A 14173-nucleotide genomic window follows, 5' to 3' on the forward strand; every position below is an offset into this window, starting at 1 on the left:
AATTACTTGTGATGCTTCGGAAATTCCTGTAAAATGGTTTTACCAGATTTTATATTTTTCCAATGCTCAGTATCAAATTGTATACCGATTACTCCACAAGTAGGAACGTGTTTTATGTGTTTGCTACCATAAGAATTTACAAAAGTATTAATCCCGTGGTCGTGGCTAAAAACTATGGCAGAGTTGTAGGCATCATCTAATGCCATAATGGTCTTTACCAAATAGCCGTCACTAAAGCTATATAAAGATTTGCTAATTTTTAAATTTGCCATGGGAAAATCTAAAACATTACAAAAAATAATTCCAGTATGTAATGCTCTATTTGCGCAGCTAGATATAAAAGTATCAGGTTTAGATATACTGTTTTTTAACACATTGGCTATCAAGTAAGAATCTTTGATTCCTCTTTTTTTAAGAGGTCTATCGATATCTTCAATTCTTTCATATTCCCACGAAGATTTTGCGTGTCTAACTATATATATTGTTTTCATGATTGATTTGGGGTTATTTTATGGAGCTAATCTTTCAATTTTCCATTCAAAATTTTCGAGTAACGTATATCGTATTCTATCGTGCATTCTATTAGGTCTTCCCTGCCAAAATTCAATAGAAATTGGTTTGATAATATATCCTCCCCAATGTTTAGGTCTAGTTATTTCTTTATTTTTAAATTTATCGGTTATCTTGTTTAATTGTTCATTAAGTTCAGTTCTAGAAGCGACGACCTCACTTTGGTTAGAAGCCCATGCTCCAAGTTTGCTTCCTTCGGGTCTGCTATCAAAATACCCATCGGATAAATTTTCTGCTATTTTTTCAACTTTACCTTTTATAATCACCTGTCTTTCTTGCTGTTCCCAAAAAAAAGAGGCACATACATGAGGGTTTTTTGCTATAGCTTGTCCTTTTTCGCTATGGTAGTTGGTATAAAAAATAAACCCTTCCCAAGTAAATCTTTTTAGCAAAACAATTCTACTTTTAGGAAAACCGTCTAAACCAATGCTAGCAATATTCATCGCGTTGGTTTCCGAATTAGTATTATTTTCTTCGGCCTGATGAAACCATTCTTTAAAAAGTTCAATAGGAGCATCAGGAATGTTAGATTCTAACAATTCGTTTTTTTGATAAGTCTTCCTATAATTACTTAAATCTTTATTCATTGTTATCTCTAATGATACAAAGTCCTAGAAATGTGAACGTTCCATTGATGATTAAAAGTTCGTATCCAAACTTAAATCCATCAAAAAGAATTGGACTGTATTTGTTTGTAAAATAAGTAAAAATTATAGCAAGAATAGCTATAAATAACACCCAATTGTCTCTGATTTTGTGCTTGGTAAAAATACCGAAAGCGAACAAACCTAATAGAGGACCATAGGTAAAAGAAGCTACTTTTAGCAAGTTGCTAATTACATTATCATTTAAAACATATTTAAAAGAAATAATCACAACAACCAACGCGATAGACATGTATACGTGAGTTTGTTTTCTAATCTTTTCTTGATTTTTAGCACTTTTGGATTCGATATTTAGAAAATCGATACAGAAAGAGGTGGTTAAAGAGGTTAAGGCACTATCGGCACTAGAGTATGCTGCTGCAACAAGTCCTAAAACAAACAAGATAGCAGCTGTAATTCCCAATCCACCATTAAGGGCAACTTCCGGAAACAATAAATCTGTCTTTACTTTGCTGTCTACTATTGGAATTTGAATATTTTCTTTTTGCGCATAAGTAAAAATTAAAGCTCCTAAGATTAAAAACAGAAAGTTAATTATGATAAGCGAGGGTGCCAAAGACAGCATATTCCATTGAGCTTCTTTAACGTTTTTACAAGCCAAGTTTTTTTGCATCATATCTTGGTCTAACCCCGTCATGGCAATGGCTATAAAAGCTCCTCCCAAAATAGATTTAAGCCAGTATTTATTATCAGATATATCTTCTGTAAAAAAAACTTTACCGTATTGTTTGTATTCGTTTGATTGTATAAAATGAATAATATTTGTATCAAGCTTATCTAATAATATTGCTCCTACAAAAAACAACGCAATCAACATAAAAAGTGTTTGTAGCGTATCCGTCCAAATAATAGTTTTAATACCTCCTTTAAAAGTGTAAATCCATATAAGTAGCACAGAAAAAATTACGGTGAATTCAAAACGTACGTCCCAAGCATCAAAAATAAAAAATTGTAATACTGTTGCTACGAGGTATAATCTGAACGATGCCCCCAAAATTCTAGAAAGTAAAAAAGAAGCGGCCCCTACTTTATGACTATTTTTTCCGAAGCGTTGTTCTAAATATCCGTAGATAGAGGTGATGTTATATTTATAATAAATAGGCAGTAATAGATAGGCTATAACCAAGTATCCCAAAAAATAACCCAACACCACTTGCATATAGCTAAACTGATTGGTGGCAACCCAACCAGGGACAGAAATAAAGGTAACTCCAGACAAAGAAGCTCCAATCATACCAAAAGCAACAATGTACCACGGAGCCTTTTTGTTAGCTTTGAAAAAACTATCGTTATTGTTTTCTTTGCTAGTAAAAACAGAAATTAAAAACAGAACAATAAAGTAAATTCCTATGATTAGTGCTATTGTTGTTGGAGTCATTAGACGTATTTAAGATGAGTACAAATTAAATATTTTTTTTAATCTAATACGGTATATCATTACATTTGTGCCTTATGGATTTTTCATCTAAACTTTTAGAAAGCGCAGTAAACGAGGTATCTCAACTGCCTGGTATTGGTAAAAGAACAGCGTTACGCTTGGTTTTGCATTTATTAAGGCAGCCTAAAGAACAAACAAGTTATTTAACAAGAGCTTTGGACAATTTGGTAAACGATATTAAATTGTGCAAACAATGTCATAATATTTCTGATGTAGAATTATGCGAAATATGTTCTAGCGTTAAAAGAGATGATACCATAGTTTGCGTGGTTGAGGATGTAAGGGATGTAATGGCTATTGAAAATACAGCGCAATTTAGGGGTGTGTATCATGTATTGGGAGGAAAAATATCTCCGATGGAGGGTATAGGTCCTAACAATTTAAAAATAGATACTTTGGTTGATAAAGTGAAACAAGGTACTATTAAGGAGTTAGTTTTTGCTTTAAGTTCTACAATGGAAGGGGATACTACCAATTTTTACATATATAAACAAGTTAAAGATTTGAATGTAAAAATCTCTGCGATTGCCAGAGGAATTTCGGTAGGGGATGAGTTAGAATACGCGGATGAGGTAACGTTGGGTAGAAGTATATTGAACAGAATTCCGTTTGAGACTTCTCTAAGGCAATAGGTAAGGAATTTTCGACAGTATCCAATATTTTGTGTAAACAAAAATTCTACGGGGTTTAACTTTTTTAAAGCTGAACCCTTTTTTCAAATATAGTTAAGAACTGGTTAAGAATTAGTCCCCAATTGTGAATTGGCTGGGTCCATTTCTTAGTAATTTGCATCAAAGATAAATAAACTGATTTTTTCAAGGCATCGTCTGTTGGGAAGCTCATTTTGTTTTTAGTGTATTTTCTAATTTTGCCATTAAGATTTTCAATTAGATTGGTAGTGTAAATTATTTTTCTGATTTCTAAAGGGAAATCAAAGAACACGGTAAGTTCCTCCCAATTGTTACGCCAAGATTGTACTGCATAAGGATATTTATCATTCCATTTTTCAGCAAACTGGTCTAATTCGGCTTTAGCCATTTCTTTATTAGGAGCATTGTAAATATGCTTCATATCTCCTGTAAAAGCTTTTTTGTCTTTCCAAACCACATAACGTGCACTATTACGAATTTGATGAACCACACAGATTTGAGTATCTGCTGTTGGAAACACATTTTTAATGGATTGTGTAAATCCGTTGAGATTATCGGTAACAGTTACCAAAATATCTTCAACCCCTCTAGCCTTTAAATCAGTAAGTACTCCTTGCCAAAAAGCGGCAGATTCATTCATTCCTAACCACATTCCTAAAAGTTCTTTGTGGCCTTCTCTGTTGAGCCCTACGGCTAAGTAAATAGTTTTGTTAACAACCTTTCCTCCTTGACGAACTTTAAATACAATTCCATCCATCCAAACTACGCAATAAACAGACTCTAAAGGCTTGTTTTGCCATTCTAATACTTCTTGATTGATTCTGTCTGTGATGATAGATATAGATGATGTGGAGAGCTTATAGCCATAAATTTGATAAAGTTCATCTTCAATATCAGAAACACTCATACCTTTTGCATAAAGCGAGATTACGATATTTTCTATAGACAGTGAAGTGCTTTTGTGTTTAGGAACCACAACAGGTTCAAAATCACTATTGCGATCACGTGGAACTTTAATCTCGCTTTGACCGAGGCGGTTCTTTACTTTTTTTGTAGTGCTACCATTGCGAGCATTAGTGTTGCTGCGTTTACCATTTTTGGGATAGCCTAAATGAGCATCCATCTCTCCTTGAAGCATAGCTTCTAAAGCGGCACTGTGTAATTCATTCAATAAATTACTTAAATCGTCTTCTGTTTTTAGGCCTTTTAATAGACCACTTTGTAAAAATTGATTTTTTAAATCATCCATAATAAAACTGTGTGTTATAAAATTAATCAAAAAATTAGGCGGGGTTTTAAAACCCCGCCTAATTTCTGTTTACACAGTTTTTTGGACACTACCGAATTTTCATCCTATGCTCAATTTTTTTCATAGCTTTTAAAAATCAAAATAAAACAAAATTCTCACTAAGAAACTGATTGGTACCTAAATAGCTCAGTATTTTTGACACTTTCACAGTTGTTAAGGTTGTTGTCATAAATATGTGTTCTTTGTTTAATAGGTGTTTTATCAACAATAATCATAAAAAGCAAAAAACACACGATAGAACTACCATGTGTTTATTTATAAGTTTTGATACAAAACAGTTTTAATTAGTATTCATATCAAACAGAATGCGTTATTGGTTAGATAACATCTTTCAATGCAGATTTGTGTTTTTTAAGAATAGATCTCGTCATCCCTAAATTATTCTTAGAAGAATCAACAGCCAAGTAAATAAAATAGCTTGCATCCTCAGAAATATCTACAATGTGAATTTGATTCTCAAACGTCACTAAGATATCTTCTATTTTTTCTTGAATTTCTAGAGCTTTTACAGCTTTTACTTGAGCTTTAAGAACTTCTAAGTTATAAGATGCCATAATTTCAACATCAAAACTAGAATCATTAGAATGTGAAATATAAGAAACTCCAGTTTCAATTTCTGTGATACTGAATGCGATCAATCCACTCATATCTTTTACGATACCCTCTTTAAATTCGTTTAATTCGTTTGTCATAATTATAAATTGTTGTTTAGTTGTTTTCGTTGGTTAATTTTAAAAGCATACCTAAGTTTGCTTTGTTGGAGGAAAGAATCAATATTATTTTCTCGTCATCCGTTTTGGTAATCATCACAAAACCGGTCTTAAACCTAAACACAAGTTGCTCCATGTATTGATTCACAAAATCTTTTACAAAGATATTAGCTTTGGCATATAGGTTTTGAGCCATCAGAGCCACGTTTTGTTCGTAAGGAAAAGTCGTGGATTGCAAAATATTACCTGCAAGATCTGTTGTTAAAACAGCCTCTACACCATCAATATTTTTAATTTGATTTATCTGCATAAGAATAATGAAGTGTGAATTACCACAAGTTTAATTTTTTTCTTTCTTTGTCAATTTTTAAAATATAAGACTTTTCAATTTCTTTATAAGTTTTCAAATCAACCTCTCCGCTTTTAAAGGAAAGATGTCTAAATAAATCCATTTCTAAGGCCAGAATACTAGATAATTTTTTGGTCTTTAATCCTAACATGTATATAGATTATATTTAAAGATAGATAATACGCTATCTATTACTTAAATTTGTCGTAAAAACTCTTCATTTTATCAGAAGCTTTTGCCTTGCTAGACTTCAAGGTTTCTGCAAACGCTTTTAATATTTTAGTTCCCATTTCACCGGTTCTAATTCTGTAAGCGTTATTTACGTCATATATAAATATTTTACCATCACCTACTTCACCTGTAGCAGCAGATTCTAAAATTTTCTTTACTACAATATCTTCACCACCATCATTAATCACAACAGAAATAAATACTCTTTTAAGGTCAGCTGCCTTTACCTCAACACCTCTGTATTTATGTCCTCCCTGTTTTTGTCTACTTAAAGCAGTTACCTCCCAAAATGAATAAGCAACAATACCTACCTCTTCCAGACTTTTTTTAACATCATCAAATTTTGATTCTCTAATGATTGCTTCAATTTTTTTCATGCTAATAAATTTATTTTGGCAAATTTAATTTATTAATCTTTACTTAAGTATCAGTTAACTTAAATTTCGTTGTCATTTGTTAGTATTTAACATATTAGAGAATCAACGTTAAATTTTAGTACGTAATTTGTTTCTTTATTTTTATTAGTTTTAAATTACTGTTTATAAGTGTCTTAAATGGTTTATTTCGGAAACAACAACCTGTTTATTTACATAAAAACTATAGAATTATTATGGTTTGGTAACAGGCAAAAAAAGCACGTAATACCAACGGTATTACGTGCTTTCAACTGAATTTAACAGAAATGTTACTTTAATGTATCATGTCCTTTTTCACCAGTTCGAATTCGGTAAGTTTCTTTAACATCGCTAACGAATACTTTACCATCACCAACCTCACCAGTAGCAGCAGATTTTAAAATGGTTTCGATGGTTTTTTCCTCAAAATCATCGTTCACAATGATTGATAAGTATCTCCTTTGAATATCTGCTGTACTAAAGGAAATACCACGATATACTTTACCAACTTTCTCGTTACCTAATGCTGTAACATCCCAATAAGAAAAAAAGTTAACGCCAACGGAGTGAAGTGCCTCTTTAACTTCCGAAAACTTTGATTTTCTTATAATTGCTTCTATTTTTTTCATAATTAAAATCTTTTAGATATTTAAAGATAGTGAATTTGTTCTAAAAAAAAAGAGCCTAATTCAATTAATGAATTAGGCTCTTTTAGAATATAAACTTAAAAAAAGTTTTTAGTCATTGTATACACCAATACCGTGTTCAGCTTTATCTAAACCTTCGATTTCTTCCTTTTCAGAAACTCTTAAACCTACAGTTGCTTTTATGATAGAGAAAACGATTAATGCTGTAACTACAGCCCATCCAGCGTAAGATAATGCTCCAATAGTTTGAACTCCTAACAAAGCAGCTCCACCACCGTTGATTAATCCACCTTCAGTTGCAAATACACCTACTAAGATAGTACCTAATGTACCACAAACTCCGTGTACAGAAACAGCACCTACTGGATCATCAATTTTTAATTTTTCGTCAATAAAAGTAATAGCGATTACAACTAATACACCACCAATCAATCCCATGATTGCAGCAGATCCAGCAGTAACAGCAGCACATCCAGCAGTAATAGTTACTAAACCAGCTAAAGCTCCGTTTAATGTCATAGAAATATCTGGTTGTCCGTAACGTAACCATGTGTAGAATAATGCAGCAGCAGCACCTGAAGCAGCAGCTAAGTTTGTATTAATTAATACAGAACCCACAGCAATTACATCTTCTTCAGATCCGAAAGCTAATTGAGAACCTCCGTTGAATCCGAACCATCCTAACCATAAGATTAAAACACCTAATGCTCCGTACACAATGTTGTGTCCTGGGATAGCTTGAGAAACACCATTTTTATATTTTCCAATTCTTGGTCCTACTAATTTAGCTCCAATTAAAGCAGCCCAACCACCAACAGCGTGAACTACAGAAGAACCAGCAAAATCTACAAATCCTAAGTTGTTTAACCAAGCATTGTCGTCAAATGGCCAATACCAGCTTCCTGATATAGGATAGATAACAGTAGTTACGATTAATGAAAAGATAATGTATGCAGTAAATTTAGTTCTACCAGCTACAGCTCCAGAAACGATAGTTGCAGCAGTCGCAGCAAACACAGTTTGGAAAAATAAGTTGTAGTAATCATCTGCGCTAAAGAAAAGGTACCCTTGTTCAGAAGGACTTATTCTTCCTAAGTAACCTCCAGCAATTAAGTCACTACCATACATAAGTGAGTAACCAACAGCCCAAAACCCAAGAGAACCTACAATTAAGTCCATTAAGTTTTTCATGATAATATTTCCTGCGTTCTTAGAACGAGTAAATCCTACTTCTACTAGGGTAAATCCTGCTTGCATAAAGAACACTAAGATTCCTGCTATTACAATCCAAAGAGCCCCCAAAATTGCACTTGTATCCATAATTTTTATAATTTAATTTGTAAGTTTAGTTTATTTCTTATTTTAAAGTTTCTCCTCCTTTTTCTCCTGTACGGATACGGTAGGTTTCTGTTACGTCAGATACGAATACTTTTCCGTCTCCAACTTCTCCTGTAGAGGCAGTTTTCAATAAAGTATCAATTGTAATTTGTTCAAAGTCATTATTAACAATAATTGACAAGTGACGTCTTTGGATGTCGTTAGTGCTGAAAGATACTCCACGGTATACTTTTCCCACTTTTTCGTTTCCTAATCCTGTTACGTCCCAGTAAGAGAAGAAGTTAACACCCACTTCGTGTAAAGCTTCTTTTACCTCAGAAAATTTGGATTTTCTGATGATTGCTTCGATTTTTTTCATAATTGAAAGTTTAAATTTAGGTTGAATATATTTTGTTATCTGGCAAAGTTCACACTTTGCCAGATGATTTTTTAAACTTTTCTAATAATTAGAAAGAGTAAATAGCAGCCATAGTAGCAGTTAAAGTATTATCTTCTGTAGTTGCTTCGATAGCTTGGTCATCAGATGAATCATATCTTACTTCGGTTGTAAACTTTAAGTTTTCAGTTAACATATAGTTTCCTGTTAAAGTTAAAGCGAATACCTCTTGATCTGCATTACCAACTTCTCTTTTAAATAATTCTGGTCTCAATCCTAAAGAAAAAGCATCTGAGAATGCGTTCTGTAAGTACAAGGCAACCCCACTATATGTTTTGTCTGCTCCACTATCTTCAGTTTCTGCATATGCAGCGTTAATTCCTAAGTAAAAAGTCTCAGATAAATCAAAACCTCCTGTGTAGTCAATATAAAATGCGTCATCAGCTCCAGATCCGTCGTTACCATAGATTAAGTTTAAGAATTGACCTTTGTAACCAATTTGTCCACCAACTTGTAAATCTCCATTACCAACTCCGTTACCAAAGTCACCATGAGGATTTGTAACTGCTAACATCAAAGATAAATCTTCGCTTGCAGCATAGTCAGCCTTTACTCCAATGTGTGAGAATGGCCCTTCGTTAAATAAATAAGATACAGTGTAATTAAAGTTCGCTACAGGAGAAATTACTTCGTATCCTAAGAAGGTATTAAACTGTCCAGCAGTTAAAGTTAACTTGTCGTTTACGTTGTAATAAGCATACAATTGATTTACGATATCCATAAAACCTGCAGCATCTGCAGCTCTTGGTCCAAAAGCTAAGTCAGCAACCATACCAGATTTTTCCATTTCGTAAGAAAAAACAGTATTTGCCATACCGATACCAAAACTTTCAGCTCCTCCTACTAAAGGATCATCAATTAATAAACCAGGAACTCCAGATTCACCATCACCTAGGTTAGTAGTTCCGTAAACATCTACTGATCCAGAAACAGTTAATTTTCCGTCTTGTGCAAAAGTTAACACTCCTGTTAACATTAATGCAGATAAAATAATTTTTTTCATGATAAAGTTTTTTGTTTTTAAGTTTTATCTCAGACAAAGCTACGTATTAATACGTATCACGCAAGAAAAAACTACCTGCTTTTTCGCAGTTTGATACGTAAGCCCTTTATTTATAAACCAATTGTTAATTAAAAAAAGTAAAATTTGTGTTGTTTTTTCTTTTTATTGTATATACATTTGTTGTATTAACAATTATTAAAACTGCTAAATAAGTGCTGAACATTCACAATACAGCTGTAATTAAATTGATGACCAAGGGAGGCTCAATTGTTGAGCAATTAAATTTATTTTTTAAAACATATGACCTAACGGTGCAGCAGTATAATATTTTACGCATTCTTAGAGGTCAAGATGGTTTACCAGTTAATTTGTTTGTTTTACAGCAACATATGATTCACAAAATGAGTAATACCACTAGGTTGGTAGAAAAGCTTAGAAAAAAAGAACTGTTGGAGCGTAAGATATGTGAAGATAATAGACGAAAGGTTGAGATTGGTATCACGGATAAGGGATTGGGATTATTGGCAGGAATTGATCAGGCTTTAATTGATTATGAAAAAAAGATCGTAGAAAATTTGAATAAAGAGGAGTTACTCAAACTTATAGAATTGCTTAGTAAAATAAAATAAATATAAAATCAAATCACAAAAACAAATTAAAATGAAAACCACAAAATTAAAATCAGGAATTTTAGCAGTATTGGCTGTAGTAAGTATGTCTTTTACCGCATTTGCAGGAAAAAAACCGATAGACGTTAAAAAAAGTACTATCAAATGGGTAGGTAAGAAAGTAACTGGGAAACATAATGGAACCATTAGTTTCAAATCGGGAGAAGTAATTATTAAGCAAGGAGCTTTAGTAGGTGGTACTTTTATCGTAGATATGAGTACAATCAATACAGAAGATTTATCAGGAGACTATAAAAACAAATTGGATGGTCACTTAAAATCTGAAGACTTTTTTGGTGTAGAGAAATACCCTGAAGCAACTTTTGTCATTACAAGCGTTGAGGGAAATACAGTAAAAGGAGATTTGACTATTAAAGGACACACGGAAAAAAAGGCATTTACTTTGGTGAAAAAAGGAAATACGATTTCTGGGGATATTGAAATAGACAGAACTAAGTTTGATATCAGATACGGTTCTAAATCTTTCTTTGACAACTTAAAAGACAAAGCAATTAATGATGAGTTTGAATTAACTGTAAATATTGTTTTTTAATTAAAAGACTATACAGTTTTTACCATAAAAAGACCCAATAATGTATATTATTGGGTCTTTTTGTTTAGAATAATTGCTTAACAACTACAAGTAAAAACTCCTTTTTTATTAAATTCGCACAACAAATAAATCATTGTAGATGTCTAAGTTTGAATTGAGATTGCCAAAAATGGGAGAAAGTGTTGCCGAGGCAACAATTACCTCTTGGTTGAAAAATGTAGGAGATACTATAGAATTGGACGAGTCAGTAGTAGAGATTGCAACGGATAAAGTTGATTCTGACGTGCCGTGTGATGTTTCAGGAATTTTGCTAGAAAAGAATTTTGAAGAGGGAGATGTTGTGCAAGTAGGGCAGGTGTTGGCCATTATAGAAACTAATGCAGATGTGGCAGATGCGACACTAGCAGTTGAAAAAACAAACCAAGATAAAGAAATAGAAAATGAAGCTGTAGAAACGATTGTTTCTGATGTCGAAGAGATTATCGAAAGGACTACTGTCTCAAAAAAGCAGGAAATAGTAAATACAGAGGGTAAATTTTATTCGCCTCTAGTAAAAAAAATTGCAGAAACAGAAGGTATTTCTCAGACTGAATTAGATACAATCAAAGGCTCAGGATTAGATGGAAGGGTGACTAAAGAAGATATTTTAACTTACGTTTCTGAAAGAAAGACAGAAAAAAACTCCAAAGTTCGAGTAACCTCGGAGTCTCAGGGAATTAAGAATGAAGATAAGAAGGTTAAAATAGCTCCCAAAGAAACTAAAATTTCATTAGAAGTAAACAACGGTGATGAGTTAATAACTTTGTCTAGAATGGGGAAGTTAATATCTGACCATATGATACATTCTAAGCATAAGGCTGCACATGTACAGTCATTTATAGAAGTAGATGTAACTAACATAGTTAACTGGAGAAATCAAGTTAAGGATCAGTTTTTTAAAAGAGAAAACGAGAAATTAACCTATACTCCTATTTTTATGATGGCGGTAGCACAAGCTATCAAAAAATATCCTTTGGTGAATATTACCTATGATGGTGTTGATCAGGTAGTTTTAAAAAAATCAATCAACTTAGGGATGGCATCGGCTCTGCCAGATGGAAATTTAATAGTTCCTGTCATCAAAAACGCGGAAAATTTAAATTTGGTCGGAATGACAAAAGCTGTGAACGACTTAGCAACCCGTTCTAAATCCAATAATTTAAAACCAGATGACGTTAAAGGAGGCACTTATACGGTAACCAATATTGGCGGATTTGGGTCTATTTTTGGAACACCCATCATCAATCAACCAGAATGTGCTATTTTGGCTTTAGGAGCGATTAGAAAAGTACCCGCGGTGATAGAAACTCCTGATGGAGATTTCATCGGAATACGTCAAAAAATGTACATCTCTCATTCTTACGACCATAGAGTAATTAATGGAGCATTAGGAGGAATGTTTATTAAAGAAATTAAAGATATTTTAGAAGCTTGGGATGTTAACAGAGAATTGTAACAAACGAGATTTGTAGTTAAAAATAAGTTAAAACCACTCATTAATAATATGAGTGGTTTTTTTGTTAATCTTTAAAAACCTCTGTCAGTATTTTATGAGAGCTCATATTGGGTTCTTGTATTTCTAGTAAGTTAGCCAATGTAGGTGCTATTTGTACAATGGTAACTTCTTTTTTAACAGATTTACCCTTAGCAATCTTTCCTCCATAAAAAATTATAGGAACATGAGTATCATAATTATACCCACTACCGTGCGTTGTTCCTCCTTTAATATAACCGTTACTAAGGATAGAAGGTTTTAATGTATATAAAATGTCACCAGATATTTTCTGATTATATCCTTCTTGTAATAAACTATAAGGAGCGTTAACAAACTCAGTTTTTTGCAGTGTATTAGCAGAGATAACCTTATAGATGTCTTGATATAAAATTAATTCATCTATAATTTGATTTTCTACATTTATCAAACTCAAGCTAAGTCTACGGATCTCTCCCTTGTTTAAAAATATCTGATGATTAGATATATTTTCTATGAGTTGTTTGCTCTTAAATTTTTTCAGTGTAAATTCATTCAACTTGTTCAACAGTTCATTGTTCTTAAAATAGCCAGAAGGAACTTTGTGGTCTTTTAAATAATGCGGAATTTGAGCAACAGCATGATCCGAGGTAATAAATAACACATAATTGTTATAGCCTACTTGTTTGTCTAATTCCTTAATAAAGTCGTCCAGGTCATCATTTAACTTTATATAAGTATCTTCTATTTCTTTAGATGCTGGACCGTATTGATGCCCTATGTAGTCTGTACTAGACAAACTGATAGCTAAAAAATCAGAAACTTGACTATTTCGACCAAGCTGCTCGTTATTAATGATTTTTGTAGCAAAGTCTAAAGTCATAGTATTGCCATACGGAGTGCTCTTTAAAATACTATAATTACCATTGTCCTTTTTTAATGTTGGTAAATGATGAGGAAATACAGACTTTTCTTCATTTTTAAACTTCCCCTCAAAATACTGTTCATCGTCAGCGCTTTCGTGGTACTCATCAGCCAACAAAGAAGTGTCCCAGTCGGATGATAAATAATAATCTAACTTACTTTTGTTATCAATATTAAAGTCTATAACCCACTGGGGCAATTTTTTTTGATAAAAAGAACTGCTAATCCATTTCCCTTCATTCCCACCATCAAACCAATAAGCAATGTTTGCAGTATGTCCTACGGGTAAAATAGCAGACCTATCTTTAATGGCAACACCAATTGTTTTTCCTTTAAAATTTTGTGCCATTTTTAATTGGTCGGCAACAGTAGAGGCTACTAATCTTTTTGGCGATTTTTTACCATGACGGGTTTTGCTGCCTATCGTTTGATAAGACAAATCATCTACTACGTAAATAGATTTTTTAATAAATTTATCATACCAGTTATTTCCTATAATTCCATGGTTTTTTGGAGTAGTACCTGTGTATATGGAAGTATGCCCAACTGCGGTGTATGTTGGGATGTAGTTATAATGAGCATTTTCAAAATTTACCCCTTCCTTTATCAATTTATTAAAACCTTTAGTGCCAAATTTGTCTTTAAAACGCAACAAATAATCATATCTCATTTGGTCGATAACAATTCCTACCACCAATTTAGGTTTATTTTGTGCAAAAACTTGTAAGCTACCGAGTAACAGAAGCACACTGGCTATTTTTTTCATTTGTTTTTTTG

At 32.8% G+C, this 14173-nt stretch carries 17 protein-coding genes; 4 read left to right on the forward strand and 13 right to left on the reverse strand.

Going from position 1 to position 14173, the window contains the following annotated elements:
* Positions 1-2: 2 nt before the first annotated feature.
* From ACXGQW_RS09755 to ACXGQW_RS09765, 3 genes are read right to left on the reverse strand one after another with little or no spacing between them, the layout of a single operon-like run.
* Positions 3-491: a SixA phosphatase family protein gene (locus ACXGQW_RS09755; protein ID WP_457822383.1), complete on the reverse strand. Its 489-nt coding sequence runs from the start codon at positions 489-491 to the stop codon at positions 3-5.
* An 18-nt stretch (positions 492-509) separates the two neighbouring features.
* On the reverse strand, positions 510-1157 hold the full coding sequence (pdxH, locus tag ACXGQW_RS09760; protein ID WP_457822385.1) for a pyridoxamine 5'-phosphate oxidase: 648 nt from the start codon (positions 1155-1157) through the stop codon (positions 510-512).
* On the reverse strand, positions 1150-2613 hold the full coding sequence (locus ACXGQW_RS09765; RefSeq protein ID WP_457822387.1) for a sodium:solute symporter: 1464 nt from the start codon (positions 2611-2613) through the stop codon (positions 1150-1152). The genes pdxH and ACXGQW_RS09765 overlap by 8 nt, the downstream gene beginning before the upstream one ends.
* A gap of 74 nt (positions 2614-2687) precedes the next feature.
* On the opposite strand from ACXGQW_RS09765, the gene recR reads away from it, so the two are divergent.
* Positions 2688-3305 (forward strand): recombination mediator RecR, encoded by a 618-nt coding sequence (gene recR, locus ACXGQW_RS09770; protein ID WP_457822389.1) that lies wholly within the window; start codon positions 2688-2690, stop codon positions 3303-3305.
* A gap of 64 nt (positions 3306-3369) precedes the next feature.
* Here the strand turns inward: recR and ACXGQW_RS09775 are convergent, their stop codons facing one another.
* From ACXGQW_RS09775 to ACXGQW_RS09815, 9 genes are all read right to left on the reverse strand, one after another.
* Positions 3370-4572 (reverse strand): IS256 family transposase, encoded by a 1203-nt coding sequence (locus tag ACXGQW_RS09775; protein WP_457821478.1) that lies wholly within the window; start codon positions 4570-4572, stop codon positions 3370-3372.
* 377 nt (positions 4573-4949) lie between these two features.
* The gene (locus tag ACXGQW_RS09780) at positions 4950-5324 is read right to left on the reverse strand and encodes a hypothetical protein (protein WP_457822391.1); all 375 of its coding nucleotides are present in this window, start codon (positions 5322-5324) and stop codon (positions 4950-4952) included.
* A 16-nt stretch (positions 5325-5340) separates the two neighbouring features.
* Entirely contained in the window at positions 5341-5652 is a 312-nt protein-coding gene (locus tag ACXGQW_RS09785) for a roadblock/LC7 domain-containing protein (RefSeq protein ID WP_457822393.1), read from the reverse strand.
* Between the two features lie 19 nt (positions 5653-5671).
* Complete coding sequence (locus ACXGQW_RS09790; protein ID WP_457822395.1) at positions 5672-5842, reverse strand: hypothetical protein; 171 nt, start codon at positions 5840-5842, stop codon at positions 5672-5674.
* Positions 5843-5882: 40 nt separating this feature from the next.
* Complete coding sequence (locus ACXGQW_RS09795) at positions 5883-6299, reverse strand: P-II family nitrogen regulator (protein ID WP_457822397.1); 417 nt, start codon at positions 6297-6299, stop codon at positions 5883-5885.
* Between the two features lie 308 nt (positions 6300-6607).
* Entirely contained in the window at positions 6608-6946 is a 339-nt protein-coding gene (locus tag ACXGQW_RS09800) for a P-II family nitrogen regulator (RefSeq protein ID WP_457822399.1), read from the reverse strand.
* Positions 6947-7054: 108 nt separating this feature from the next.
* Complete coding sequence (locus ACXGQW_RS09805; protein ID WP_457822401.1) at positions 7055-8284, reverse strand: ammonium transporter; 1230 nt, start codon at positions 8282-8284, stop codon at positions 7055-7057.
* A 37-nt stretch (positions 8285-8321) separates the two neighbouring features.
* A complete protein-coding gene (locus ACXGQW_RS09810) occupies positions 8322-8660 on the reverse strand; it encodes a P-II family nitrogen regulator (RefSeq protein ID WP_457822403.1) in 339 nt (112 codons plus the stop codon).
* Positions 8661-8748: 88 nt separating this feature from the next.
* Positions 8749-9741, reverse strand: a complete 993-nt coding sequence (locus tag ACXGQW_RS09815) for an outer membrane beta-barrel protein (RefSeq protein WP_457822405.1) — start codon at positions 9739-9741, stop codon at positions 8749-8751.
* Positions 9742-9953: 212 nt separating this feature from the next.
* On the opposite strand from ACXGQW_RS09815, the gene ACXGQW_RS09820 reads away from it, so the two are divergent.
* The 3 genes from ACXGQW_RS09820 to ACXGQW_RS09830 all read left to right on the forward strand — a co-directional run bounded on the left by ACXGQW_RS09820 (position 9954) and on the right by ACXGQW_RS09830 (position 12457).
* Positions 9954-10370 carry a MarR family winged helix-turn-helix transcriptional regulator gene (locus ACXGQW_RS09820; protein ID WP_457822406.1) on the forward strand — a complete coding sequence of 139 codons (417 nt, stop codon included), beginning with the start codon at positions 9954-9956 and terminating at the stop codon, positions 10368-10370.
* 31 nt (positions 10371-10401) lie between these two features.
* On the forward strand, positions 10402-10962 hold the full coding sequence (locus ACXGQW_RS09825; protein WP_457822408.1) for a YceI family protein: 561 nt from the start codon (positions 10402-10404) through the stop codon (positions 10960-10962).
* Positions 10963-11101: 139 nt separating this feature from the next.
* Complete coding sequence (locus ACXGQW_RS09830; RefSeq protein ID WP_457822410.1) at positions 11102-12457, forward strand: dihydrolipoamide acetyltransferase family protein; 1356 nt, start codon at positions 11102-11104, stop codon at positions 12455-12457.
* Between the two features lie 64 nt (positions 12458-12521).
* Here the strand turns inward: ACXGQW_RS09830 and pafA are convergent, their stop codons facing one another.
* Positions 12522-14162, reverse strand: coding sequence for an alkaline phosphatase PafA (gene pafA, locus ACXGQW_RS09835; RefSeq protein ID WP_457822412.1), 1641 nt, complete (start codon positions 14160-14162; stop codon positions 12522-12524).
* Positions 14163-14173 lie beyond the last annotated feature (11 nt).

The sequence above is a fragment of the Wenyingzhuangia sp. IMCC45533 genome, from assembly GCF_054111225.1.